The 25667-nt window shown below is 61.4% G+C and carries 23 protein-coding genes and 1 riboswitch; of the genes, 11 read left to right on the forward strand and 12 right to left on the reverse strand.

Translation table 11 applies throughout. From position 1 onward, the window contains the following. Positions 1-13 precede the first annotated feature (13 nt). A complete protein-coding gene (locus TU80_RS04645) occupies positions 14-2119 on the reverse strand; it encodes a putative bifunctional diguanylate cyclase/phosphodiesterase (protein ID WP_057003937.1) in 2106 nt (701 codons plus the stop codon). A 312-nt stretch (positions 2120-2431) separates the two neighbouring features. Between TU80_RS04645 and TU80_RS04650 the strand changes: the two genes are divergently transcribed. Further along, on the forward strand, positions 2432-3097 hold the full coding sequence (locus TU80_RS04650) for a polysaccharide lyase family 7 protein (RefSeq protein WP_046381787.1): 666 nt from the start codon (positions 2432-2434) through the stop codon (positions 3095-3097). A gap of 150 nt (positions 3098-3247) precedes the next feature. Here the strand turns inward: TU80_RS04650 and fba are convergent, their stop codons facing one another. From fba to tkt, 6 genes are all read right to left on the reverse strand, one after another. Beyond that, positions 3248-4312 carry a class II fructose-bisphosphate aldolase gene (fba, locus tag TU80_RS04655; RefSeq protein ID WP_003177554.1) on the reverse strand — a complete coding sequence of 355 codons (1065 nt, stop codon included), beginning with the start codon at positions 4310-4312 and terminating at the stop codon, positions 3248-3250. Positions 4313-4593: 281 nt separating this feature from the next. After that, positions 4594-4926 (reverse strand): MliC family protein, encoded by a 333-nt coding sequence (locus TU80_RS04660; RefSeq protein ID WP_046381786.1) that lies wholly within the window; start codon positions 4924-4926, stop codon positions 4594-4596. Between the two features lie 60 nt (positions 4927-4986). Further along, positions 4987-5214 (reverse strand): hypothetical protein, encoded by a 228-nt coding sequence (locus TU80_RS04665; protein WP_017844953.1) that lies wholly within the window; start codon positions 5212-5214, stop codon positions 4987-4989. Positions 5215-5240: 26 nt separating this feature from the next. After that, positions 5241-6404, reverse strand: coding sequence for a phosphoglycerate kinase (locus TU80_RS04670; RefSeq protein WP_057003938.1), 1164 nt, complete (start codon positions 6402-6404; stop codon positions 5241-5243). Positions 6405-6422: 18 nt separating this feature from the next. Then, entirely contained in the window at positions 6423-7472 is a 1050-nt protein-coding gene (gene epd / locus TU80_RS04675) for an erythrose-4-phosphate dehydrogenase (RefSeq protein ID WP_017844955.1), read from the reverse strand. A 209-nt stretch (positions 7473-7681) separates the two neighbouring features. Then, the gene (gene tkt, locus TU80_RS04680; protein ID WP_017844956.1) at positions 7682-9679 is read right to left on the reverse strand and encodes a transketolase; all 1998 of its coding nucleotides are present in this window, start codon (positions 9677-9679) and stop codon (positions 7682-7684) included. Positions 9680-9938: 259 nt separating this feature from the next. Here tkt and TU80_RS04685 point away from each other — a divergent pair, with 259 nt between their 5' ends. The 5 genes from TU80_RS04685 (at position 9939) to TU80_RS04705 (ending at position 14910) form a co-directional block, all read left to right on the forward strand. Further along, positions 9939-10934 (forward strand): ArsR/SmtB family transcription factor, encoded by a 996-nt coding sequence (locus tag TU80_RS04685; protein WP_026139787.1) that lies wholly within the window; start codon positions 9939-9941, stop codon positions 10932-10934. Positions 10935-10953: 19 nt separating this feature from the next. Beyond that, positions 10954-12144 carry a methionine adenosyltransferase gene (gene metK / locus TU80_RS04690; protein ID WP_017844958.1) on the forward strand — a complete coding sequence of 397 codons (1191 nt, stop codon included), beginning with the start codon at positions 10954-10956 and terminating at the stop codon, positions 12142-12144. Between the two features lie 219 nt (positions 12145-12363). Further along, on the forward strand, positions 12364-12714 hold the full coding sequence (locus tag TU80_RS04695; protein ID WP_046487951.1) for a DUF1090 family protein: 351 nt from the start codon (positions 12364-12366) through the stop codon (positions 12712-12714). Between the two features lie 99 nt (positions 12715-12813). Further along, positions 12814-14475 (forward strand): NAD-dependent DNA ligase LigB, encoded by a 1662-nt coding sequence (gene ligB / locus TU80_RS04700; RefSeq protein WP_057003939.1) that lies wholly within the window; start codon positions 12814-12816, stop codon positions 14473-14475. 39 nt (positions 14476-14514) lie between these two features. Beyond that, positions 14515-14910 carry a DUF1090 domain-containing protein gene (locus TU80_RS04705; RefSeq protein WP_046381783.1) on the forward strand — a complete coding sequence of 132 codons (396 nt, stop codon included), beginning with the start codon at positions 14515-14517 and terminating at the stop codon, positions 14908-14910. Positions 14911-14915: 5 nt separating this feature from the next. On the opposite strand, the gene TU80_RS04710 is transcribed toward TU80_RS04705, so the two are convergent. Then, entirely contained in the window at positions 14916-15365 is a 450-nt protein-coding gene (locus tag TU80_RS04710; protein ID WP_017844962.1) for a c-type cytochrome, read from the reverse strand. 129 nt (positions 15366-15494) lie between these two features. Between TU80_RS04710 and mltA the strand changes: the two genes are divergently transcribed. Further along, positions 15495-16679, forward strand: a complete 1185-nt coding sequence (gene mltA, locus TU80_RS04715) for a murein transglycosylase A (RefSeq protein ID WP_046381782.1) — start codon at positions 15495-15497, stop codon at positions 16677-16679. A gap of 52 nt (positions 16680-16731) precedes the next feature. On the opposite strand, the gene TU80_RS04720 is transcribed toward mltA, so the two are convergent. The 4 genes from TU80_RS04720 to TU80_RS04735 form a co-directional block, all read right to left on the reverse strand. Next, the gene (locus TU80_RS04720) at positions 16732-17118 is read right to left on the reverse strand and encodes an MAPEG family protein (RefSeq protein ID WP_046381781.1); all 387 of its coding nucleotides are present in this window, start codon (positions 17116-17118) and stop codon (positions 16732-16734) included. A 180-nt stretch (positions 17119-17298) separates the two neighbouring features. Next, positions 17299-18186 (reverse strand): formate/nitrite transporter family protein, encoded by an 888-nt coding sequence (locus tag TU80_RS04725; RefSeq protein ID WP_057003940.1) that lies wholly within the window; start codon positions 18184-18186, stop codon positions 17299-17301. A gap of 71 nt (positions 18187-18257) precedes the next feature. After that, a complete protein-coding gene (locus TU80_RS04730; RefSeq protein ID WP_057003941.1) occupies positions 18258-20189 on the reverse strand; it encodes a patatin-like phospholipase family protein in 1932 nt (643 codons plus the stop codon). Between the two features lie 98 nt (positions 20190-20287). Beyond that, positions 20288-20692 (reverse strand): acyl-CoA thioesterase, encoded by a 405-nt coding sequence (locus TU80_RS04735; RefSeq protein WP_017844967.1) that lies wholly within the window; start codon positions 20690-20692, stop codon positions 20288-20290. 198 nt (positions 20693-20890) lie between these two features. Beyond that, positions 20891-20997, forward strand: a riboswitch (S-adenosyl-L-homocysteine riboswitch). Between the two features lie 21 nt (positions 20998-21018). Between TU80_RS04735 and ahcY the strand changes: the two genes are divergently transcribed. The 4 genes from ahcY to TU80_RS04755 all read left to right on the forward strand — a co-directional run bounded on the left by ahcY (position 21019) and on the right by TU80_RS04755 (position 25474). Next, positions 21019-22428 (forward strand): adenosylhomocysteinase, encoded by a 1410-nt coding sequence (gene ahcY / locus TU80_RS04740; RefSeq protein WP_017844968.1) that lies wholly within the window; start codon positions 21019-21021, stop codon positions 22426-22428. A 172-nt stretch (positions 22429-22600) separates the two neighbouring features. Beyond that, positions 22601-23446, forward strand: a complete 846-nt coding sequence (gene metF / locus TU80_RS04745; RefSeq protein WP_017844969.1) for a methylenetetrahydrofolate reductase [NAD(P)H] — start codon at positions 22601-22603, stop codon at positions 23444-23446. Positions 23447-23524: 78 nt separating this feature from the next. Then, positions 23525-24607: a hypothetical protein gene (locus TU80_RS04750; RefSeq protein ID WP_057003942.1), complete on the forward strand. Its 1083-nt coding sequence runs from the start codon at positions 23525-23527 to the stop codon at positions 24605-24607. Between the two features lie 63 nt (positions 24608-24670). Next, positions 24671-25474: a substrate-binding periplasmic protein gene (locus tag TU80_RS04755; RefSeq protein WP_057003943.1), complete on the forward strand. Its 804-nt coding sequence runs from the start codon at positions 24671-24673 to the stop codon at positions 25472-25474. Positions 25475-25667 lie beyond the last annotated feature (193 nt).

The following is a 25667-nucleotide window of genomic DNA, read 5'->3' on the forward strand; positions in this document are numbered from 1 at the left end:
CAGTGTAGCGAATTCAGCAGGAACGGGCGCGCAACCAGTCGACCACCGCCCCGGCCATCAACGGTGGGGCCGCCCATGGCCCCTGGACAAACGGGCAACCATTGGCCTTGAGCCACTGGGCTTGCTCCAGCGTCTCTACACCCTCGGCGACTACCAGCACGCCGAAATGCCCGCACAACTCGATAATGCTGCGGGCCATCGCCGCATCCCGCGTCGAGCCCGGCAGGCCCGCGACCAATTGGCGGTCCAGCTTGAGCGTGTCGAATGGCAGGTCGCGCAGATGGGCCAGGGAGCAGTGGCCGGAACCGAAGTCATCCAGGGCGATGCGTACCCCCACCGCGCGCAGTAACTTGAACTGCTTGGCGGACGCGTCGAGGTTATGCATCAGGCTGTCCTCGCCGATTTCCACCTCCAACTGGCGCCCCTGCAACCCATGTCGGTCGAGTACCTGCTGCAGTTGGCTCGCCAGGTTGGGCATGTTGAACTGGCTGCTGCTCAGGCTCACGCTCAACACCAGTTCATCCTCGAACATGGCTTGCCACACCTGACGCTGGGCGGCGACCTGGTGGTAGATCCAGGCACTCAACTGGCTGATCAGCCGCGCCTCTTCCAGCAGCGGCAAAAACAGCCCCGGCGGTACATCGCCGACACTCGGGTGCTGCCAGCGCAACAACGCCTCGACGCCGCGCAGATGGCCGTCCTCCAGAGACACCTGGGGCTGGTACACCAGGGTGAAATCCTTGTTCTGGATGGCGTTGCGCACGCTGTCCTCGAGCATCAGCCGCGAGCGGGCGCGACCGTTCATTTCCTGATCGTAATAGCGATATTGCTGACGCCCCGCACGCTTGGCCTCATACATGGCGATGTCAGCCGCACGCAACAGGCCGCCCAAGTCCGAGCCGCAATCCGGAAAAGTCGCGATGCCGATGCTGACCCCGAGCATCACCTCCAAGCCATCCACCTGTTGGCAAACAGACACCCGCTCGATCAGTTTTTCCGCAATCTTCGCCGCCTGTTCGGGGAACTCCAGCTCCAACAACGCCGTGAATTCATCCCCGCCCATGCGTCCGAGAATGTCGTAGGAACGCAGGCAGCTCTGCAACTGTTCCGAAACCCAGCGCAGCACCCGATCACCCGCGTCATGCCCCAGCGAGTCGTTGACCCGTTTGAAGCCGTCGAGGTCCAGGTACAACAAGACCAGCGACTGCTCGGTGCGATCGCTGCGCAGCAGGGAGTTTTCCACGGCCTGGTAAAAGCCACGGCGGTTCAACAACCCGGTCAGCGGGTCGGTCACCGCCTGGAACTCCAGTTGCTGATGCAGGTGGCAGACCTCGGACATGTCCAGCACGGTCACCACCATGGCCTTCTGCTCGGCGGGCAACGGCGCACTAGAGAGCGCCACCGGCACCTGCTGACCGCGGCCGGTACGCAAGATCGCATCATGCAAACGCCAGGTTTGGCCTTGACGGAAACCGGCGTACATCTGCGATTCCAGCCAGGCAGGCACATGGGGTTTTTGCAGGAAACTCAAAAAATCCTTGCCCTTGAGCTCATCGTGCGTGGCATTGAGCAGGCGCGAAATCGCCGGGTTGGCGTACTCGATCACGCCCGCATCACTCACCACGAGGATGCCTTCGGCGGCGTTGTCCAGCACCGAGGCATTGAAGGCGCGGGCGGACTCCAGGTCATGGCTCAGGCGCTGCAACGCCCGACGGGTGCGCTGCTGCTCCAGCAACGCCTGGACCTTGGGTTTGAGGATATGCGGGTCGAAGGGTTTAAACAGGTAATCGATGGCGCCGCTGGCATAACCTTCCAGCACGGCGGCCGGCGATTGCGCATTCGCGCTGAGAAAGATGATCGGCGTCATGCGCGTGCGCTGGCTGCCGCGCATCAGGCGGGCGACTTCAAAACCGTCCATGCCGGGCATCATCACGTCGAGCAGCACCAGGTCTACCTCGTGCTGGAGCAACAGTTCCAGAGCCTCCAGGCCGGAACCGGCGGTCACCACCTGCCAGTCATCACGTTGCAAAAGGGCGCGCATGCTAATCAGATTTTCCGGGTAGTCATCGACCACCAGAAGAACCGAACCGCCATCGCCTTGGTGTGGAGCGCATTCCATGCTACGTCTCTTCCTTAAGGTGCCGCACCGGTCAGTTCTGACAGAAAACCCGGGCAAGCACTGAGGTCTCACTCTAGCCTTGGTTCCCAAAAATCAGAAGTGAAGCGGGTGCCATCATCGCACCAAAGACTGCTAAGCCGACTAACGGTCAACCCCTGCAGCCCGCGGTTCATGGGGAACATGGCTTTTTGACATTCCCTTGGCGCCAATAACTTGCCAGGCATTCATTAACAAGCGGCGGACTACCGCCTATAAAGATGCTGTCTGGCCCAAGGGCCAAAGCCTATACCTATCTGTAAAAAGGCCTACGCCATGATTGATCTTTCCACCTGGAACCTGAGCATTCCGGTCGGCTCGCCTCCCGCGACCATCGACACCCCGAAGCTGATGAGCGGCTTCAATGACCAATATTTCCAGGCCGAAGGCAGCAACGTGCAATTCTGGACACCCGTCACCGGCACACGTACCGAGAACGCCATTTACCCCCGCAGCGAACTGCGCGAAACCTACGCCGACGGGCGCCTGCGCAACTGGACCTACCCCGAAGCCGACAATTATCTGCGCGCCACGCTGGCCGTCAACCAGGTGCCCTCCTCCGGGAAAATCGTCATCGGCCAGATCCACGCCTACGACAGCCAGAAACCCTTGATCAAGGTGGAATACCAGTTCAAGGAAAAAACCCAGACCGGCAACATCGTCGCCAAGGTCCGCATGCGCCCGGACGACGATGAAAGCCGGGTGATCATCGTCGCCTCCAATGTGCCGCTGGAGAAGAGTTTTACCTACGTGATCAACCTCAACAAAGCCGGGTTGCTGAGTGTGGAAGCCGCCGACGGGCAGTGGAACGAGCGCATTGGCGCGGCCTGGGGCAGCAAGCCGCTGTATTTCAAGGCGGGGGCGTATGTGCAGGACAACAGCGGGGATAGCAAGGAAGGGGCGAAGGTGACGTTTGCGAAGTTGGATATTGATCACGAGTGAACGGATTGGCCTCATTACGAGCACTGGTAAACACCGTTCCCCTGTGTAGCCTTAGGACTCGGTGCTGGTCCTACGCGCCTGCAAGCTGATCAAATTCCAGCCGCAAAAAAAGCCCGCATCGCTGCGGGCTTCTTTTTAAACGCTTGAGGCTCAGTTCACCTTAGCGTTCAACTCACCTTTCAGGTAACGCTGGTACATCGCTTCCAGGGAGATCGGCTTGATCTTCGAAGCATTGCCCGCAGTACCAAACGCTTCATAACGTGCGATACACACATCGCGCATCGCGGTCACGGTGGCGCCGAAGAATTTACGTGGGTCGAATTCGCTCGGGTTGGTGGCCATCAGGCGACGCATCGCGCCGGTGGATGCCAGGCGCAGGTCGGTGTCGATGTTGACCTTGCGCACGCCGTACTTGATGCCTTCGACGATTTCTTCAACCGGTACGCCGTAGGTTTCTTTGATGTCGCCGCCGTACTGGTTGATGATCGCCAGCCACTCTTGCGGCACCGAGGAAGAACCGTGCATCACCAGGTGGGTGTTGGGGATGCGCTTGTGGATTTCCTTGATGCGGTCGATGGCCAGCACGTCGCCGGTAGGCGGCTTGGTGAACTTGTAGGCGCCGTGGCTGGTGCCGATGGCGATGGCCAGGGCGTCGACCTGGGTCTTCTTGACGAAGTCGGCGGCTTCTTCCGGGTCGGTCAGCATCTGGCTGTGATCCAGCACGCCTTCGGCGCCGATGCCGTCTTCTTCGCCAGCCATGCCGGTTTCCAGGGAACCCAGGCAGCCCAGCTCGCCTTCAACCGAGACGCCGCAGGCGTGAGCCATGGCCACGGTTTGTTGGGTGACGCGCACGTTGTACTCGTAGTCGGTCGGGGTCTTGCCGTCTTCGCCGAGGGAGCCGTCCATCATTACCGAGCTGAAGCCCAGTTGGATGGAACGCTGGCACACGTCCGGGCTGGTGCCGTGGTCCTGGTGCATGCACACCGGGATGTGCGGGAATTCTTCGATCGCGGCGAGGATCAGGTGACGCAGAAACGGGGCACCGGCGTATTTACGCGCACCGGCCGAGGCCTGGACGATCACTGGGGAGTCAGTCTTGTCAGCGGCTTCCATGATGGCGCGCATCTGCTCAAGGTTGTTGACGTTAAAGGCTGGGACGCCGTAGCCGAACTCGGCTGCGTGGTCCAGCATTTGACGCATGCTGATAAGTGCCATTGTGTTGTCTCTCCCGGTCGAGGGTCGTTAATCGTGCAAGCCTGCCGTAGCGGCGGCTGCTATTCAAGTTATTGCCGGTCAGGCTTTGCATACCTGGCCTGCTGAATCGTTTTTTCACTATCCGGTTCACTGCCTGTATCACTTTGGAACCGGATCAATGTGGGAGGGGGCTTGCCCGCGATGGCGATTTACCTGTCGACATCGCGGGTGGCTGACCCAACGCTATCGGGGGCAAGCCCCCTCCCACATTGGGATCTCATTAATGTTGAGACCGTGTTCTTTTACTGGGCCTTGCAGCCACGTCCGATCAAATCGTCGGTGGCCACCCAGTAAACCAGGCCTTCCTCACCTTTTGTGTGAAACGCCAACTGATCGTTGCTGTAGAGCACACCCGATGCCGCCACGTCCTGCTTGAGGCGGTAAACCTGGGTCGAGCCGCCGAGGCGGACATCCACTTCGGTGCGGGCCGGGTTGGCAAAGCGCCAGTTGACCTCGGCCTTGCTGTCGCAGGTCCAGGTCGTCCATTTGTCGGCAGGCTCTGCCTTGTTGAACATGTTCATGCTGCTGCAACCGGCCAATAACGCCAGTGCTACCAGGGCGAAAACGCCTTTCATTGCCAATCCTCGCACGCAGGCCTTGGGCTTGCGTTGCAGTCGGTTAGTTGATCAGACCCTTCAAGGGCAACCCTGTTCCTGACCGTTGGGCGCAGAGTCGTATTTCTCCAGCCGTTCGTTGCCCATGCGCTTGTTGATCACCGGCATGGTCTCGGCTTGCCAATCGGCTTGGTAGCAGCTTTTTTTCTGCGCCGGCAGCGCCTTTCCAGGTGCCGGCGCCGCGCTCGGCGTGCTGCCGCAGCCGGCCAACAGGCCCGCTGCGATCACCAGTGCCAACGACTTGATCATGGGAATGCTCCTTTTCCTGATCTGCCTCAGCCTTTGGCTCGGCTTTCCAGGACTTCAACCGCCGGCAGGACTTTGCCTTCGACGAATTCGAGGAACGCGCCGCCACCGGTGGAAATGTAGGAGATCTGGTCGGCAACGCCATATTTATCGATGGCCGCCAGGGTGTCGCCGCCGCCAGCGATGGAGAATGCCGAGCTTTCGGCAATGGCCTTGGCCAGCACTTTGGTGCCGTTGCCGAACTGGTCGAACTCGAACACACCGACCGGGCCGTTCCACAGGATGGTCCGGGAGGCTTTCAGCAATTGCGCGAAGTTGGCTGCGGTTTGCGGGCCGATGTCCAGGATCATGTCGTCAGCGGCCACGTCATCGATGAGTTTGACGGTGGCTTCAGCGCTTTCGGCAAATTCCTTAGCCACGACCACGTCCACCGGCAGCGGCACGCTGACCTTGGCCGCGATGGCGCGAGCGGTGTCCAGCAGGTCCGGCTCGTACAGCGACTTGCCCACCGGGTGACCGGCTGCGGCCAGGAAGGTGTTGGCAATGCCGCCGCCGACGATCAACTGGTTGCAGACCTGGCTCAGGCTGTTGAGTACGTCCAGCTTGGTGGAGACTTTGGAACCGGCCACGATGGCCGCCATTGGTTGGGCCGGCGCCTTCAGGGCCTTGCCCAGCGCGTCCAGCTCGGCAGCCAGCAACGGGCCGGCGGCAGCGACCTTGGCGAACTTGGCCACGCCGTGGGTCGAACCTTCGGCGCGGTGGGCGGTGCCGAAGGCGTCCATCACGAACACGTCGCACAGGGCGGCGTATTGCTGGGCCAGTTCGTCACTGTTCTTTTTCTCGCCCTTGTTGAAGCGCACGTTTTCGAACAGCACGACGTTGCCGGCTTTCACGTCGACGCCGCCGAGGTAGTCAGCCACCAGCGGCACGTCGCGGCCCAGGGCCTTGCTCAGGTAATCGGCCACAGGCTTGAGGCTGTTTTCGGCCGAGAACTCACCTTCGGTCGGACGACCCAGGTGGGAGCAGACCATCACGGCCGCACCTTTTTCCAGGGCCAGCTTGATGGTCGGCAGCGAGGCCAGGATTCGCGCATCGCTGGTGACAACACCGTCCTTGACTGGGACGTTGAGGTCTTCGCGAATCAGTACGCGTTTACCTTGCAGATCGAGGTCGGTCATCTTCAACACGGTCATGGGTGGCAATTCCTGAGGCTAAAGTTTTGGAGAGGCTGTTTGCAGATAGTGTTCTGCGACGTCCAGCATTCGGTTGGCAAACCCCCATTCGTTGTCGAACCAGGCCAGGATATTCACCAGCCTCGGGCCGGAAACGCGGGTCTGGCTGGCATCGACAATCGCCGAATGCGGGTCATGGTTGAAATCACAACTGGCGTGGGGCAACTCAGTGTAGGCCAGCAAACCTTTGAGCGGGCCGCTGGTGGCGGCGTCGCGCAGAATCCGGTTGACCTCCACCGCATCGGTGTCGCTGACGGTTTGCATGGTGATGTCCAGGCATGAAACGTTCACCGTCGGCACCCGCACGGCTTTGGCCTGAATTCGCCCGGCAAGTTCCGGCAACAGCCGTTCGATGCCACGCGCCAGACCGGTGGACACCGGAATCACCGACTGAAACGCCGAACGCGTGCGGCGCAGGTCTTCATGGTGATACGCGTCGATCACCGGCTGGTCGTTCATCGCCGAGTGGATGGTGGTGATCGACACGTAGTCCACGCCGATCGCCTGGTCCAGCAGGCGCAACAACGGCACGCTGCAGTTGGTGGTGCAGGAAGCGTTGGACACCAGCCGTTCAGCGCCGGTCAGGCAATCCTGGTTGATGCCGTAGACGATGGTGGCGTCGACATCCGCCTCGCTGGCCATCGGCTGGGAAAACAGCACACGCGGCGCGCCGGCATCGAGAAAACGCTGGCCGTCGGCACGGGTGTTATAGGCACCGGAGCATTCCAACACCAGGTCGACGCCCAGCGCCGCCCAGTCGATGCCCTCGGGGGTGGCACTGCGCAGCACTTTCACGCAGTCGCCCTTGATATGCAGACAATCGCCTTCCACCCGCACTTCGCCGGGGAACCGGCCGTGGGTGGAGTCAAAGCGTGTCAGGTATTCGATGCTGGCCATGTCGGCCAAATCGTTGATCGCGACAATTTCAAACCCGGCCGCCGCCCCTCGCTCGAACAGAGCACGCAAGACGCAACGACCAATACGGCCGTAGCCGTTGAGTGCAACTTTGTAAGGACGCGGTTGGGGCATGGGGTTCTCGCAGTGTGGGCGACACAAACCATCTAACCAATGTAGGAGCGAGCTTGCTCGCGAAGATCGTCAACGATAACGCAGCGTCTCTGGTTTGACGCGGCGCTCTCTCGTTCTTCGCGAGCAAGCTCGCTCCTACAGTGGGTGCGATGGGCAGTCGCCACCGCACATCTGTGTGCAGCAGCCAGTTGGCCACCGCGTTCGCGCTTTTAGTCTTCCAGCAGCTCTTCAGCCTGACCCAGGATGTTTTCCAGGGTGAAACCGAACTCTTCGAACAAGGCTGGCGCCGGCGCCGACTCACCGTAGGTGGTCATGCCGATCACGCGGCCTTCCAGGCCCACGTACTTGTACCAGTAGTCGGCGTGAGCCGCTTCGATGGCGATACGCGCGCTGACCTGCAGCGGCAATACCGATTGCTTGTAGTCGGCGTCCTGGGCTTCGAACACGCTGGTGCAAGGCATGGACACCACGCGCACGTTGCGGCCCTGGGCAGTCAGCTTGTCGTAGGCCTGAACGGTCAGGCCGACTTCGGAACCGGTAGAGATCAGGATCAGCTCCGGCTCGCCGATGCAGTCCTTGAGCACGTAGCCACCACGGCTGATGTCAGCGATCTGCGCGTCAGTGCGAACCTGATGTTGCAGGTTCTGACGGGAGAAGATCAGCGCCGAAGGGCCGTCCTTGCGCTCGATCGCGTGTTTCCAGGCCACGGCGGATTCGACCGCGTCGGCTGGGCGCCAGCAATCCAGGTTCGGCGTGGTGCGCAGGCTGGTCAATTGCTCGACCGGCTGGTGGGTCGGGCCGTCTTCGCCCAGGCCGATGGAGTCGTGGGTGTACACGTGGATCACGCGTTTCTTCATCAGCGCGGCCATACGCACTGCGTTGCGCGCGTATTCCATGAACATCAGGAAGGTCGCGCCGTAAGGCACCAGACCGCCGTGCAGGGACACGCCGTTCATGATCGCGCTCATGCCGAATTCGCGCACGCCGTAGTACATGTAGTTACCGCTGGCGTCTTCGGCGGAGACACCTTTGCAACCTTTCCACAGGGTCAGGTTGGAACCGGCCAGGTCGGCCGAACCGCCGAGGAACTCAGGCAGCAGCGGGCCAAAGGCGTTCAAGGTGTTCTGGCTGGCTTTACGGCTGGCGATGGTCTCGCCCTTGGCCGCGACTTCGGCGATGTAGGCCGAGGCTTTTTCCGCGAAGTCGGCAGGCAGGTCACCGGCGAGGCGGCGTACCAGCTCATTGGCAAGCTCCGGGAATTCGGCGGAGTAGGCGGCGAAACGCTGGTCCCACTCGGCTTCGGTGGCCAGGCCTTGTTCCTTGGCGTCCCATTCGGCGTAGATGTCGGCCGGGATTTCGAACGGGCCGTAGTTCCACTTCAGCGCTTCACGGGTCAGGGCGATTTCCGCGTCACCCAGCGGGGCGCCGTGGCAGTCTTCTTTGCCTTGCTTGTTCGGCGAGCCGAAACCGATGGTGGTCTTGCAGCAGATCAGGGTCGGCTGCTCGCTCTTGCGGGCGGTGTCGATAGCGGTCTTGATTTCTTCCGGGTCGTGGCCGTCGACGTTGCGGATCACCTGCCAGTTATAGGCCTCGAAACGCTTAGGGGTGTCGTCGGTGAACCAGCCTTCGACTTCGCCGTCGATGGAGATGCCGTTGTCGTCGTAGAAGGCAATCAGCTTGCCCAGGCCCAAGGTACCAGCCAGGGAAGCGACTTCGTGGGAAATGCCTTCCATCATGCAGCCATCACCCAGGAATACGTAGGTGTGGTGGTCGACGATGTGGTGGCCGGGGCGGTTGAACTGCGCGCCCAGGACTTTTTCAGCCAGGGCGAAACCGACGGCGTTGGCCAGGCCTTGGCCCAGGGGACCGGTGGTGGTCTCGACGCCTGGGGTGTAGCCGAATTCCGGGTGACCCGGGGTACGGCTGTGCAACTGGCGGAAGTTTTTCAGATCGTCGATGGTCAGATCGTAGCCGGTCAGGTGCAGCAGCGAGTAGATCAGCATCGAGCCATGGCCGTTGGACAGCACGAAGCGGTCACGGTCGGCGAAAGACGGGTTGGTCGGGTTGTGTTTCAGGTAGTCACGCCAGAGTACCTCGGCGATATCCGCCATGCCCATCGGGGCACCGGGATGGCCGCTGTTGGCTTTTTGCACGGCATCCATGCTGAGGGCACGAATGGCGTTGGCACGCTCACGACGGCTGGGCATCGCTGTTCTCCTGAGGGTTGAATAAAAGAAACGGAAAAAAGGACCGGCATTTTCCCTCAGCCACCGCCTGCGGGCAATGACAGATAGTCACTTGAGGGCGTTTTTCCTGTGGTTTGCGCGGCAATCGCCTGCAGAACCCTGCCGCCGCTTCGTCTAACGGGAATAGCGCTCGCTTATAACCGCCACTTATCGACCAATATCAAAACTTTTTGATATTGGCCTTGCGATGATTTCCACCCGTCACTAGACTGCTGGCCTTATGAACTTACCCGTGCCCTCCCTGCGTCCCGACGATGGCGATGAACTGGCAGCCTTATGCAAGGCCGCTGGCGATCCGTTGCGCCTGAACGTCTTGCGGGTGCTGGCCAACGATTCCTTTGGCGTGCTGGAACTGGCGCAGATTTTCGCCATCGGCCAATCGGGCATGAGCCATCACTTGAAGGTCCTGGCCCAGGCCGACCTGGTGGCCACCCGCCGCGAAGGCAATGCGATTTTTTACCGCCGCGCCCTGCCCCACACCGAGTTGCTCGGCGGCAAGCTGCACAGCGCGCTGCTGGAAGAAGTGGACAACTTGAGCCTGCCCGGCGACGTGCAATCACGCATCGGCCAGGTTCACGGGCAGCGCGCGGCGGCCAGCCAGGACTTTTTCTCACGGGTCGCCGAGAAGTTTCGCGCCCAGCAAGACCTGATCGCCGGCTTGCCGCAATATCGCGAAAGTGTACTGGCGTTGTTGGACAAGCTGAGCTTCAGTCATAAAGCGACGGCCCTGGAAGTCGGGCCTGGCGATGGCGGCTTTTTGCCGGAACTGGCGCGCCGCTTTCAACAGGTCACGGCGCTGGACAACAGCCCGGCGATGCTCGAACTGGCACGCCAACTGTGCGAGCGCGAGGCCTTGGGCAACGTCAGCCTGCAGTTGGCCGATGCCCTGAATGACACCAGCCTGCGGGCCGATTGCGTGGTGCTGAACATGGTCCTGCACCATTTCGCCGCCCCCGCCGACGCCCTCAAGCAGATGGCGAATTTGCTGCAACCCGGCGGTAGCTTGCTGGTTACAGATTTATGCAGCCACAACCAGAATTGGGCCAGGGAGGCCTGCGGTGATCTCTGGTTGGGTTTTGAACAGGACGATCTGGCCCGTTGGGCCACCGCTGCGGGACTCGTTCCCGGGGAAAGCCTCTATGTAGGTTTACGTAATGGTTTCCAGATCCAGGTCCGCCATTTTCAGCGACCGGCTGGCGACACTCACCATCGGTAAATATCAGGAAAACATCGAGATGAGCGAATACTCCCTTTTCACCTCCGAGTCCGTGTCTGAAGGGCATCCGGACAAAATCGCCGACCAGATTTCTGATGCGGTGCTGGACGCCATCATTGCTGAAGACAAGTTCGCCCGTGTGGCGTGCGAGACTCTGGTGAAAACGGGCGTGGCGATCATCGCCGGCGAAGTCACCACCACGGCCTGGGTCGACCTGGAGCATATCGTCCGCGAGGTGATCACCAACATCGGCTATAACAGCTCCAACGTCGGCTTCGACGGCGCGACCTGCGGCGTGATGAACATCATCGGCAAGCAGTCCCCGGACATCAACCAGGGTGTCGACCGCGCCAAGCCAGAAGACCAGGGCGCCGGCGACCAGGGCCTGATGTTCGGCTACGCCAGCAACGAAACCGACGTGCTGATGCCAGCGCCGATCACCTTCTCGCACCAACTGGTGCAGCGCCAGGCCGAAGCCCGCAAATCCGGCCTGCTGCCGTGGCTGCGTCCGGACGCCAAGTCCCAGGTGACGTGCCGTTATGAAGGCGGCAAAGTGGTCGGTATCGATGCTGTCGTGCTGTCGACCCAGCACAACCCGGACGTTTCCTACGCCGACTTGCGCGAAGGCGTGATGGAGCTGATCGTCAAGCACGTGCTGCCGGCTGAACTGCTGAACAAGGACACCCAGTTCCACATCAACCCGACCGGCAAGTTCATCATCGGTGGCCCGGTGGGCGACTGCGGCCTGACCGGGCGCAAGATCATCGTCGACAGCTATGGCGGCATGGCCCGTCACGGCGGTGGCGCGTTCTCCGGCAAAGACCCATCCAAGGTTGACCGTTCGGCGGCCTACGCCGGTCGCTACGTGGCCAAGAACATCGTCGCCGCTGGCCTGGCCGAGCGTTGCGAGATTCAGGTGTCCTACGCCATCGGCGTGGCCCAGCCTACGTCGATCTCGCTGAACACCTTCGGCACCGGCAAGATCAGCGATGACAAGATCGTCAAACTGGTGCGCGAGATCTTCGACCTGCGCCCTTACGCGATCACCACCATGCTCGACCTGCTGCACCCGATGTACCAGGAAACCGCGGCCTACGGCCACTTCGGCCGTACCCCGGCGCAGAAGACGGTCGGCGACGACACCTTCACCACCTTCACCTGGGAAAAAACCGACCGCGCCAACGACCTGCGTATCGCTGCCGGCCTGTAATCGCTTGCGCTACCCAAAGCCCTGCCGGGTTCGCCCGGCGGGGCTTTTTATTGTCGGGCGATTCGCGTCGGTGTTCACATTTTTTGGATCCAAACCTTGCAGGCTAAATAATGGCCCACTAGAATCCGCGCCCTCTCGGGCCCTCCACCTTATTCTGGATATTGCACTGCGCCGGCCCGGGACTCATCAGCGCGCAGGCAATCGGACATTGAGGTTTTCATGCATATTTCCAAGCTCGCCCCTGCCGCCCTGCTGCTCAGCCTGTTTGCCCTGCCGGTGAACGCCGCCGACCTGAGCGCACTGAGTGGCGCACTGAGCTCCCAGCTCGGTGGCGGCAACTCCGGCGACTGCCAGCAGCATGCCAAAGACCTGCAAACCAAGATCGACGCGGCCAATGCCAAGAATGACGCGTTGAAAGTGAAGGCCTTCGAAGCCGCGCTGGAGCAGGTCAACAAAGGCTGTAACAAACTCGCCGAGTCCCAGGCCAACGTCGATGCCAAGCAGCAAAAGCAGCAGGCCAAGGCAGAAAACAACGATGCCGTGAAAGCCCTGGGTGGTCTGTTCAAGTAAGCAGAAACACCCGGTAAAAAGCCCCGCTCTGTCGGGGCTTTTTTGTGGGCGCGAAGATCCCTTAGGCTGAACGCCCCTTACCGAGCAAGGATGCTCCCGATGCGCTTGCTGATCGTTCTTTTACTCAGTGTTCTAACCGGGTTGGCCAGGGCTGAAGAGTGCCCCGATGACGCACGGGCACAAATCGGCCCGCTGGCTCGGCAAATCAGCCTCTGGGACGACAGTTACCACCGGCTCGGCCATTCGCCCATCAGCGACGAACTCTACGACCAGGCCCGCCAGCGCCTGGCTCACTGGCAACGGTGTTTCCCGCAACCGGCGGCGGTGGCCGACAAGCCTCTGGCCAGCTCACGGGGCACCTCGCCGCACCCGGTGGCCCATACGGGCCTGGACAAATTGCTCGACGAACACGCCGTCGGTGAATGGCTCCAGGTTCGCCAAGATGTGTGGGTCCAGCCCAAGGTCGACGGTGTCGCCGTGACCCTGGTGTACCGCCAGGGGCGCCTGCACCAAGTGATCAGCCGGGGCGACGGCTTGCTCGGCCAGGACTGGTCGGCCTGCGCGAAAAAAATCCCCGGCATCGTCCAGCAACTGCCAGAGCCCATCGACCTGGTGCTGCAAGGTGAGCTCTATTGGCGTCTCGACGACCATGTGCAATCAAGCCTGGGCGGGCTCAATGCGCGCAGCAAGGTGGCCGGTTTGATGAACCGTCGACAGTTGAGCGACGCCGAGGCCGCCGGGATCGGTCTGTTTGTCTGGGCCTGGCCCGATGGCCCGGCGGACTTCACCGAGCGCCTGGCCACCCTGGCAGGTTGGGGCTTCATCGACAGCCAACGCTACAGCCGGCCCATCCAGGACATCGTCGGCGCCGCCCGCTGGCGCACCTACTGGTACAACCATCCACTGCCTTTTGCCAGTGATGGCGTCGTGCTGCACCAGGCCACGCGCGCACCCGCCAAGCGCTGGCAGGTCAGTGCGCCTTACTGGGCAGTCGCCTGGAAATACCCCGCCGCCAAGGCTCTCGCATTGGTACGCAAGGTGCAATTCAACATCGGCCGCACCGGGCGCATCACCCCTATCCTGGAACTCGAACCGGTGCGCCTGGACGACCGGCAGATCAGCCGCGTCAGCACCGGCTCCCTGCAACGCTGGAAAACCCTGGATATCCGCCCCGGCGACCAGGTCGCCATCAGCCTCGCCGGCCAGGTCATCCCGCGACTGGACGAGGTGGTCCTGCGCAACGAGACCCGAGTGGACATCCAAGTCCCCAACGCCCGGGACTTTCACGCCCTGAGTTGCTGGCAACTGGACCCTGGCTGCGAAGAACAGTTGCTGTCGCGCCTGACCTGGTTGAGCGGCAACCAGGGCCTGGGCCTGCCGCATATGGGCCGGGAGACGTGGAACGTATTGATCCAGGCCGGTCTAATCGCAGGCTTCCTCGATTGGTTGACCCTCGATGCGGCAGAGCTTGCTAACATTGAGGGCTTCGGCGATCGCAGCCGTGCGCGGGTGCTCGACAGTATCCAAAGCGCGCGGCAACGGCCTTTCGCTCAATGGCTCAAAGCCCTGGGTGTACCGCCTGCGGCACGCAATAACCTGGAAGGCGACTGGCAGGCGCTGGTTGCCAAGGACACCCAAGCCTGGCTGGCCCTGGATGGCATCGGCCCGGGCCGCGCGGCGCAACTCAGCGCTTTTTTTCGCGACCCGCAGATACAGGCTTTGGCTGAGACACTACGCGTGGCCGGAATAGACGGGTTTTGAACCCGACCCGGCCATCAGATTGCGACTTTGGAGCTCCATATGAAATTTTTAGCCCCTTTTGCCCTGCTGACCGTCGCATGCTTCATGGCGACGCCGCTGCTGGCAGCCGAAGAAGCAACCCCGCTGACCGGCTGCGCCGCCAAGCGCCAGGCCATCAGCACCCAGATCGAACAGGCCAAGGCCCATGGCGACAGCGCACAACAGGCCGGCCTGGAGAAAGCCCTGAGTGAAGTCACGGCCAACTGCAACGACGCGGCGTTGAAAAAGGAACGCGAAAACAAGGTGCTCGACGCCAAGCATGACGTCAGCCGCCGTCAGGCCGACCTCGACAAGGCGATGAAAAAAGGCGACGCGGACAAGATCAACAAACGCAAGGACAAACTGGCCGAGTCGCGCAAAGCACTGCAAGACGCGGTGGAAGAACTCGACCAGTAAACCGGTCAGTGGTCCCGGAACTGCTTATGACAGGCGCTGCAGGCATCTTCGACTTTCTGCACTGCAGGCGAAAGGTTACTGGCCTTGTAAGGCTGCACCTGGCTTGCGATCACCAATTCACCGGTGGCCGCTTCGAGGTCGCGGGCCATTTGCTGGAATTGCGCCTGTTTTTGCCAGACGTCGTCCTTGGCGCTGGTGTGGTCTTCCTCACGCACGCTCGGAAAATGCTTCCATGGCTCATGGGACAACGCATCGAGCTTGACCGCGCCTTCGGCGAACTTCGCGCCGTCGAACGGGATGCGCCCACGCAACATGCCACCCAGGTCTTCGCCGGTCTTGAGCATTTGCTTGAAGATCGCTTTGCGCTGGCCCAGGGGCGAATTCGGATCAACGCCGCCACAGGCGGACAGCGCCAGGCAGGCCAGCAGTACAACAGTCAGTTTTTTAAAAGTCATGGTGGCTTCGAGGTCACGGGAAACGGCGGCCAGTATCCTCGCCCCACCCGCAAAGACCAATAGCCCTATTAACGATAAGGGTTGCCCAAACGCGTCGACGCACGGGCAATCGCTTCAGGAATTGCTTGTATGAATATCGCTTTGAAACCCTGGAGCCGCCGTCTGGCGTGGGCTCTACCGATGATCGCGGTGCTGGCCGGCTGCGATGCGGGCAAGGACACGCACAAAGATGAAACAATCAAACCCCATGCGGTGGCCACCTATGTGAACGCACCGTGGGAAGCCCTGCCGGCGGTGTCCGACAGCGAACTGCTGGCCGGGTTTGAGTCCTGGCGCAGCGCCTGCCAACGCCTCAAGGCTGACCCGGTGTGGGGCGCGACCTGCGCGGCGGCAACGGCGGTGCCAGGCGATGCCGCGGCGGTTCGCGGTTTTCTCAAGGAACGCCTGGACGTATTCGGCCTGCGCTCGGCCGACAACACACCGAACGGCCTGATCACCGGCTACTACGAACCCGTCTACCCCGGCAGCCTGACCGAAACCCCCACCGCCCATGTGCCGGTGTATGGCGTGCCGGACGACCTGATCATCGTCAACCTCGAAAGCATCTACCCGGAACTCAAGGGCAAGCGCCTGCGCGGCCGCCTGGAAGGTCGTGTGCTCAAGCCGTATGACGACGCCAGCACGATCAACGGCCAAGGCTCCACCGCCAAGCCGATCGCCTGGCTGACCGACCCGATGGACCTGCAGTTCCTGCAGATCCAGGGTTCGGGGCGGATTCAACTGGCAGGCGGGCGCCAATTGCGCATCGGCTATGGCGACCAGAACGGCTACCCCTACCGCCCCATCGGCCGCTGGCTGGTGGAGCAAGGCGAGCTGAAGAAAGAAGACGTGACCATGGGTGCCATCGGCGCCTGGGCCAAGGCGCATCCGCAGCGCATTCCGGAACTGCTGGCGAGCAACCCCAGCTACGTGTTCTTCAGCGCCCGCCCCGACAGCAACGAAGGCCCTCGCGGCTCGCTGAACGTGCCGCTGACCGCCGGCTACAGCGTGGCGGTGGATCGCAAGGTGATTCCGCTGGGCAGCCTGCTGTGGCTGTCGACCACACGCCCGGACGGTGCGCCGATCGTGCGCCCCGTCGCCGCGCAGGATACCGGCGGCGCAATCACCGGCGAAGTGCGCGCAGACTTGTTCTGGGGCACAGGGGCGGCCGCAGGCGAACTGGCAGGGAATATGAAGCAGCAGGGGCAGATCTGGATGTTGTGGCCAAAGGGCGCCGCATTACCCCAGGTACCGGATGCCCCGGCCGGCACCTGACAGACGCTGATCGACAGTGTGGGGCGAGCCAGCCCCCACACTGCGACAAGCGTTAGATCGAGACGAAGAAGAAACTCGCAATCAGCGCCATGCCCACCGCCCACACCAGCGAGCGCAGGATGGCCCAGTCCGCCAGGTAGCAGATGATGTACAGCAGGCGGCTGGTGATAAACAGCACCGCGAGGACATTGATCGTGACCAGTTCGGCGGTGCCGGCCAGGTGCGCGATGATCACTGCGGCAGCAAACGCCGGGGTCACTTCAAAGCTGTTGAGTTGCGCGTTATGGGCGCGTTTGGCGAAGCCTTCCAGGGTATCGAGGAAGGCACGCGGGTCATGGTTCTGCCGTGGCCCGAACTTGCCGCCACTGAATTTGGCCACACCGGTACACAGGTACGGCAGAAAGATTGCGATCAATACACACCAGAAAGCGACAGTCATCACTCATTCCTTTTTTGGTTTTATCAAGGCGATCAACGCTTTATCACGAACATGCCGACCCGCATCCAGCCACAGGCTCTGCGTCCAACCGCATGGCCCAAAGCACCCAAGCGTAGCTCATCAAAACGCACACCCCCAACCGCCATGGGTTCCGTGTCGGCAGCGCGTTGATTCTGCCGCTCACTGATCCTTATTGATCCGCTGCGGATGCCTCGGGTCCGCTGCAACCTTACCCGGCAAGCTGCTTTCGCTGCGGATCTGCGCATGACTGATCAGCGCAAAGATACAGCTGCCGCCAATGATATTGCCGGCCAGGGTCGGCCCGGCGAATATCAGCCAGAAATCCTTCCACGGCAGTTCACCGGCAAATACCAGGTAAGACACTTCCGCCGAGCCGACCACGATGTGGGTGAAATCCCCCAGCGCCATCAAGTAGGTGATCAGGATGATGATCCAGAGCTTGGCGCTTTCCATCGACGGAATCATCCACACCATGGTGGCGATCATCCAGCCGGAAACGATGCCCTTGGCAAACATCTGGCCGGGGGCGTTTTCCATGACTTTGCGTCCGATCTCAAGGAAGGCCTGGTCGGTCCTGGTATCGAAGATCGGCAGGTGCAGCATCACATAAGCCACCAGCAAGGTGCCGCACAGGTTACCCACCAGCACCACCGTCCACAGCCGCAGCAAGCGCCCGGCATTGGCCAGGGTCGGTTTGCTCATCACCGGCAGCACTGCGGTCAGGGTGTTTTCGGTGAACAACTGCTGACGCGCGAGAATCACCGCCAAAAAGCCCGCGCAGTAACCGAAACTGGCAATGACTTTGAACCCTTCACCGTCCGGCAGGCGCGAGTTGAGCAGGCCCATGCCCATCAGTGACAGGCCCATGGTCAGGCCGGCCGCCAGCGCCGACCACCACAATGCCGCCACCGTGCGCTCCAGTTCCTGGTCGCCCTGGGTGCGGATGATTTCATGCAGCACCGCCGCGCGGGGTGGCTGGTTCTTGTCGACGTCGTGCTGCTCTTCCTTCGACAGGTTGGGGGTCTTGCCGTCGTCGTGCGTGGCCATGATGCTCCAGAGTCCAAGGGGTACCTGTAGCTACGACAGGCTGGAGCGATGGCTGTTCAGTGGACTGGCAACTAAACCGGTATGCGCCAGGCCTTGGCCATCTCCACCGTGGTCGAGCTGAACGGTTTTGACCAGGGCTTGTTGCGCGCGCCGTAGTGCCGAATGATCTCGTCGAGCACCCGGTTGAACGCCGCGGGGGTGGTCGCCTTGGCCAAATCCGCCGCAGCGCGTTGCAGCAGGTCGACATTGGCGTCGGTCTGGCCTGGCCGGTACAGCGATGGGTAGATGACCTCGCGGGTGAAGTTTTCGGCCTTTACCGCGATGTCGCGCCGTTTCATTTCGGCGACCGCACTGGCCATGACGCTGGACATCGGCGAGGCGCCCGAAGTCTGCTTGGCCGCCACCTGCAACAACTGCTGAAAATTGCGCTGCCCCGCGGCATTCAGTCGACGCCCCAGCCACTCGACGTGCTCAGGCCGACTGGCGAGCGCATCCAGGTTACGCAGCGCGGCAGACAGCTCAGGTGTGAAGATCAGGGTGTCGTGGGCCTGGTTCACCTTGGCAATGGCACTGTCCAGGGTTTGCAGCGCTTGTTGTGCGTTCTGTCTGAACATCAACACCGCGGCGGCGTCCGGGTCTTTCTGCAAGGTTGCCTGCGCACTGGCCAGCATCGCATCGTCCATTGCCAGCACCGCGTCATCCAACGAGGCGAACGTGTGATGCTCGCGCACCGTGTCGCGTTGTTCCAAGTGCGCCGCCACGGTTTTGCGCGCCTGTGCCTGCAGATGCTGCTTGTCTTGTGCACTCATGGTGAAATTCACGGTGCCGTTGAGCGTGCCGCGAAAGTCCCCCTTATCCGTCTTCAGCGGCAGGACCACGGTCTGCTCGGCAAACGCCTTGAGCCGCTCATTTTGATAGGCTTCGGCGGACGCATGGGGCGTTCCCGTCAGCTTGTCGACGAGGCTGCTGAAGAAACCGCCGCCTTTTTTCGGCGTCGCTGCGTCTTCGGCTTCAAACTTGACGATCAGCGACTCGTGCTGGCTCAACGGGCTTTCTGCAAACGAGGGCTCGATCACCCCGGGGGCCGGCGTGTTGAGCAGCAGGCCACCGTCCTGGAATGCAGTGGCTTCGGCGGTTTCCTGGAAGGCATGCCCCTGCTCGGCAGGGCGCTTGAAAAGCACCGGCAACGACGCCGAAATGTGTGCGGCGCGGGCGATGTCCATGTCCGGGGTCAGGCTGGCGTTGAACGTCACCAGTTGCGGGCGGCCGTCGAACATCCCTGTGCCGGTGATATTGAGCGGTTTGATCGCCGGGATATGTCGGTTCAACACCTCAAGATCGCGAAACGTCGGAGCCTCGCCGGCGCTGATCCGGTCGGCGATTTTCATGACTTCACCAGGCCGGGTGGCCCTTGGCGTAGCGGCGATATGGGCAAGGACCGATTGGCGCGACTCATTGCGCAGCAATTGCTCCAAGGGACGCGCCTCGGTTTGCAGGCGCGGCATCATGGTCAGCAACAATTGAGAGATATTGCCCGCCGGGCCTGGCAAGCGCCGGGTGAGTTTGCCCAGGCGAGCACTGGCCTCTTGCAGCCAGGCCGTCAACGGGTCGTCGCTGTTCAACAGGCTCGGCAGGTCGATGCGGTTCGATAGCTTGCCGAAGACCTCGGCGTTCATGCCGCTGGCGAGCAACGAGGCAGAAATCGCGCCGGCGGATGAGCCGGAAATAACCTGGATACCTTGCAGCTTCCCACTGTCCTCCAGCGCCTGCACCATTCCCGGATAGGCAATGCCTTTGGCACCTCCGCCGCTAAGCACCAGATGGCTGGGCGGTGGCGGCGACAACACCACCTCCACCTGGCCGTCAATATTGCGGGAAAGACTCAGTTTGCGCGGTCCCGCGGCCTCAACCAACGTGGTTTTCACGTCTTGGCTGAGGGGGGCTTGCGATGACTGGAGCGAAAGCGGCTGCATCTGCGCAGCCAGATTGGACGACACTTTCATACATAGGCTCTCGATACAGAACGTAGTCCTGAGTCGTGAGAAAGCCTGGGAAAGATCCACGCGGAATGATTTGGTAAAGCAATCAAACCGCTGTGCGGTTACGCAGGAGGGCTGTCTTCCTTGAACTGGTCTTTCACGTATTTGATCTCGGTCCGGCCGTGAGGCGCGGGCAAACCGTCTTCGCCGAGGTTGACGAAGACCATTTTTTCCACGGTGAGGATGCTTTTGCGGGTGATCTTGTTGCGCACTTCACAGGTCAGGGTGATGGAGGTGCGGCCGAAATCGGTGGCGGTGATGCCCAGCTCGATGATGTCGCCCTGGCGCGAGGCGCTGACGAAGTTGATTTCGGAGATGTACTTGGTCACCACGCGCTGGTTGCCCAATTGGACAATCGCGTAGATGGCCGCTTCTTCGTCGATCCAACGCAGCAGGCTGCCACCGAACAGGGTGCCGTTGGGGTTGAGGTCTTCAGGTTTTACCCATTTGCGGGTGTGGAAGTTCATGGTCACTCCAAAGCGTCTTGCCGAATGATGGGCAATATCATGGCAGAGCCTGGGCGCAAGCTCTATGCGCCATTGCCTATCGCCCCCATACGGGATCTTCATATCGCCGACAGAAAGGCTTGGGAAGTGCCGCGTACACAGCTATAATCGCACCCGCTTCAAAACGGTCATCTTCAGTTGATACCGTTCTCCCGCCACCTGTCCGAGGGGCGCTGCAGCAGGTTAGACCTGTCAGGCTCGGATGGGGCGTTGTCCGGCCTGGTTGTCCTGGCCTGATACTAAACGCACAACGGCGCCCATTCGCACACTACGAATGGAGGCTCTTCATGAGCGCTGTAATTACGCCTGCAGATTTCAACGACTACAAAGTCGCCGACATGTCCCTCGCTGCCTGGGGCCGTCGCGAAACCTTTATCGCCGAATCCGAAATGCCTGCCCTGATGGGCCTGCGTCGCAAGTACGCCGCTGAGCAACCGCTCAAGGGCGCGAAGATTCTCGGCTGCATCCACATGACCATCCAGACTGCCGTGCTGATCGAAACCCTGGTTGCCCTGGGTGCCGAAGTGCGTTGGTCGTCCTGCAACATCTTCTCGACACAAGACCAGGCCGCCGCCGCCATCGCTGCTGCCGGTATCCCGGTATTCGCCTGGAAAGGCGAGACCGAAGCAGAGTACGAATGGTGCCTGGAGCAAACCATCCTGAAAGATGGCGCGCCTTGGGATGCCAACATGGTCCTCGACGACGGCGGCGACCTGACCGAGCTGCTGCACAAGAAGTACCCGCAGATCCTCGACCGCGTCCACGGCGTGACCGAAGAAACCACCACCGGCGTACACCGCCTGCTGGACATGCTGGCCAAGGGCGAGCTGAAAATCCCGGCCATCAACGTCAACGACTCGGTGACCAAGAGCAAGAACGACAACAAGTACGGCTGCCGTCACAGCCTGAACGATGCGATCAAGCGCGGCACCGACCACCTGCTGTCGGGCAAGCAAGCCCTGGTGATCGGCTACGGTGACGTGGGCAAGGGTTCGTCCCAGTCCCTGCGCCAGGAAGGCATGATCGTCAAGGTCTCCGAAGTCGACCCGATCTGCGCCATGCAAGCCTGCATGGACGGTTTCGAAGTGGTTTCGCCGTTCATCGATGGCATCAACGATGGCAGCGAAGCGAGCATCGACAAGGCCCTGCTGGGCAAGATCGACCTGATCGTCACCACCACCGGTAACGTGAATGTCTGCGATGCCAACATGCTCAAGGCCCTGAAGAAGCGCGCCGTGGTGTGCAACATCGGTCACTTCGACAATGAAATCGACACCGCTTTCATGCGCAAGAACTGGGCATGGGAAGAAGTGAAGCCACAGGTACACAAGGTTCACCGTACCGGCTCGGGCGATTTCGACCCGCAGAACGACGACTACCTGATCCTGCTGGCCGAAGGCCGCCTGGTAAACCTGGGTAACGCCACTGGCCACCCAAGCCGCATCATGGACGGCTCGTTCGCCAACCAGGTACTGGCGCAGATCTTCCTGTTCGGCCAGAAGTACGCCGACCTGTCGCCGGCCCAGAAAGCCGAGCGTCTGACCGTGGAAGTGCTGCCGAAGAAACTCGACGAAGAAGTGGCCCTGGAAATGGTCCGCGGCTTCGGCGGCGTGGTGACTCAACTGACCAAGACCCAGGCCGACTACATCGGCGTGACCGTCGAAGGTCCGTTCAAGCCGCACGCTTACCGCTACTAAGTAACCAGCTCCACCTGCTCTAACCTGTAGGAGCGAGCTTGCTCGCGAAAAACCCAAGGGCACCGCGTACAGCCTGTTTGACGCGTTATCGTTGACGTTCTTCGCGAGCAAGCTCGCTCCTACAGTGCAGGTGGGTTGCACAGTCGGCTTCTGAGTTTCCAAGGGTATTACCATGTCCCAAGACCGTCGCTACAGCTTCGAGTTCTTTCCGACCAAGACCGATGCTGGGCATGAAAAACTGATGGCGACTGCCAAGCAGTTGGCCAGCTACCACCCCGACTTCTTCTCCTGCACCTACGGCGCTGGCGGCTCGACCCGTGACCGCACGATCAACACCGTGTTGCAGCTGGAAAGCGAAGTCAAAATTCCCGCCGCGCCGCACTTGTCGTGCGTGGGCGACAGCAAGGCCGACCTGCGCGCCCTGCTGACCCAATACAAAGGCGCCGGCATCAAGCGCATCGTCGCCCTGCGCGGTGACCTGCCATCCGGCATGGGCATGGCCAGCGGTGAGCTGCGCTACGCCAACGACCTGGTGAGCTTCATCCGCGAAGAAAGCGGCGATCACTTCCACATCGAAGTGGCCGCTTACCCGGAGATGCATCCACAGGCGCGCAACTTCGAAGACGATCTGCAGAATTTCGTGCGCAAGGCCAACGCCGGCGCCGACAGTGCGATCACCCAGTACTTCTTCAACGCCGACAGCTACTTCTACTTCGTCGAGCGTGTACGGGCCATGGGTGTGAACATCCCGATCGTGCCAGGCATCATGCCGATCACCAACTACAGCAAGCTGGCGCGCTTCTCCGACGCCTGCGGTGCTGAGATCCCACGCTGGGTGCGTAAACAACTGGAAGCCTATGGCGACGACGTCAAAAGCATCCAGGCATTCGGCGAACAGGTAATCAGTGAGATGTGTGAACAATTGTTGCAAGGTGGTGCGCCAGGGCTGCATTTCTATACCCTGAACCAGGCTGAACCTAGCCTTGCCATCTGGAACAACCTCAAGCTGCCACGCTGAAGTTTGCCCGGCTGTGCCAAGGCCCTCGTTTCTACGAGGGCCTTTGTCGTTTTACATGCCCACGGAACCCAGCAGTCCATGAATACAGTCCCCACGACTTCCCGCCCGCAACTGGTGTATCTGGTTTTCGGTGCCCAGACCTACCATCAGGAAGCCGTCTTCAGTATCGCCAGCGCCTTGGCTTTTCTGCAGGACACCCCGGACGCCGTCGTGGACATCCAGGTATTCAGCGACAACCCCGAACCCTATCGCCTGCTGCCGGTACGCGTGCGCCCGCTGGACGACGCCACCCGCAAACGCTGGAGCGAGCCCCATGGCTATCACTTCCGCACCAAACACGTGGTGCTGCGCCAGGTGCTGGAAGAGTCGTCGACAGCCCTGCTGATCGACACCGACACCTTCTTCCACCATTCGCCCACAGCCCTGTTCGAGCGCGTGCAACCCGGCACTCTGCTGTGCAACGCCTTCTACACCAAGTACGGCGACAATCACGAAAGCATCCTCTATAGCGCCCTGCACCAGCGCCTGCTGGACATGGGCGTGGCCGACGATGACATGATGACCCTCAACTCCGGCGTCATCGGCCTGACGCAACAGGACGCGCACATCCTCGATCGCTCCATCGAGTTGATGGACGAACTGTTCCCCCACGCCCAGGGCGCCTACACCCTGGAAGAGTTCTGCCTGTCGATCGCCGCCTACCGCACCGTGAATGTGCGCGAGTGCCCGGACCTGATCCACCATTACTGGAGCCGCAAGCAGCTGTTCCGCGCCAAGGTCAAAGCGTGGATCGCCAAGCATGCGGCCGCCCCCACCAGCGCGCAGGCCCTGGCCGACACGCGTCAGGTTTCCTCGCACCTGCCGCGCCCGCCGCGCTTGCAGCGCCTGATGTACAAACTGATCACCCTGCTCTTGCCCAAGCACCAGCAGCAGTTCATCCGCGAAGTTCTCTACGGTTGCTACGAGCACGAGAACGAGTTCGACCAGGCGTGCGGCCCGGTGTGGTGGGACAAGGCGCGGCAGAATCAGGAAGAGCGCCAGCAACGTCCGCTCGACGCCCACCAACTGGAGCACTGGTTCGCCAACCCGGTGGTCAGGCTGATTCTGGGCGAGCGGCGCAGCGCGATCTACGAACACTTGATAACCTCGCCCGCCAAATAACGATCCTTGCAGATGCGCGTGCCAGAGCTTCTCTTTCATTCAGGAGCATCGTAACCTCAGGCCATGTCCGCCCTTCTGAAGCTGTTGACTGCGACTCTTTTTACTTGCCTGAGCCTGGCCGCTCACGGCGAGAAATTGCGCATCGTCACCGAACCGTGGGCGCCTTACGTGTATGACGACAACGGCACGATGCGCGGGCTGGACTATGAAACCACGGTGATCGTGTTCCAGCGCCTGGGCGTCGATGTGCAGTGGCAATTCCTGCCGTGGAAACGCTGCCTGGCGATGCTCGAACAAGGCCACGCCGACGGCGCGCTGGACATTTTCCACAGCCATGAACGCGATGCCCTGCTGCTGTACCCCAGCGAACCGCTGTCGGAAGTGGAGTTCGTGCTGTTCTACGCCAATGAGCGGCCCCACCCGGTCCAGACCCTCGACGAGTTGCGCGGGCTGACCGTGGGCACCTCGCCGGGTTACCTGTACGGCGCCGAATTCAGTGAGTCCAACATGTTCCAACGCGAGCCGGCGCCGAGTCATGAAGCGAACTTCGGCAAATTGCTGCTTGGCCGCATCGATCTGCTGGTGACTGACCGCAGGGTCGGCCAGCATGTGATCGCGGCCTTGGGCCTGGAAGGCCAGGTCAGCCAGGCGCCCGCCGTGATCCGCCGCCAGCAGCAGTTCCTCGCCGTGCGCCGTGGCGCGGGCATGGACCTGCTGGTGCAGCGCTTTGCCGCCGAACTCAAGCGCTTCAAACAAGAGCCGGCCTACGCCGCCTTGAGTGCCAAATATGGTGGTATTCAAAGCGCAGCGGCGCCGATTACACTGCACGAACACACCGTTGAGCAGCAGGAAAGCAGCGCGCGGTGATTGCTCTGTTATACTCGGGCCTTCCCGCCAGGCTTACGCCCGGCCGCTGAGGTCTTGAAAAAGACACCCAACCCAGCTACTGCGCAGCTTTGCGGCCCGCGCGAGCCATTGGAGTGTCCGCCAGACGCAGCAGGACCGGACGGGGTTGCGCTCCCCTAAGCGCCATTCACGCCCGGCAAGATTATCCCTTTGG

Origin of the sequence: Pseudomonas veronii, assembly GCF_001439695.1 — a bacterium.
In the GTDB taxonomy this organism is placed as follows: Bacteria; Pseudomonadota; Gammaproteobacteria; order Pseudomonadales; family Pseudomonadaceae; genus Aquipseudomonas; species Aquipseudomonas veronii.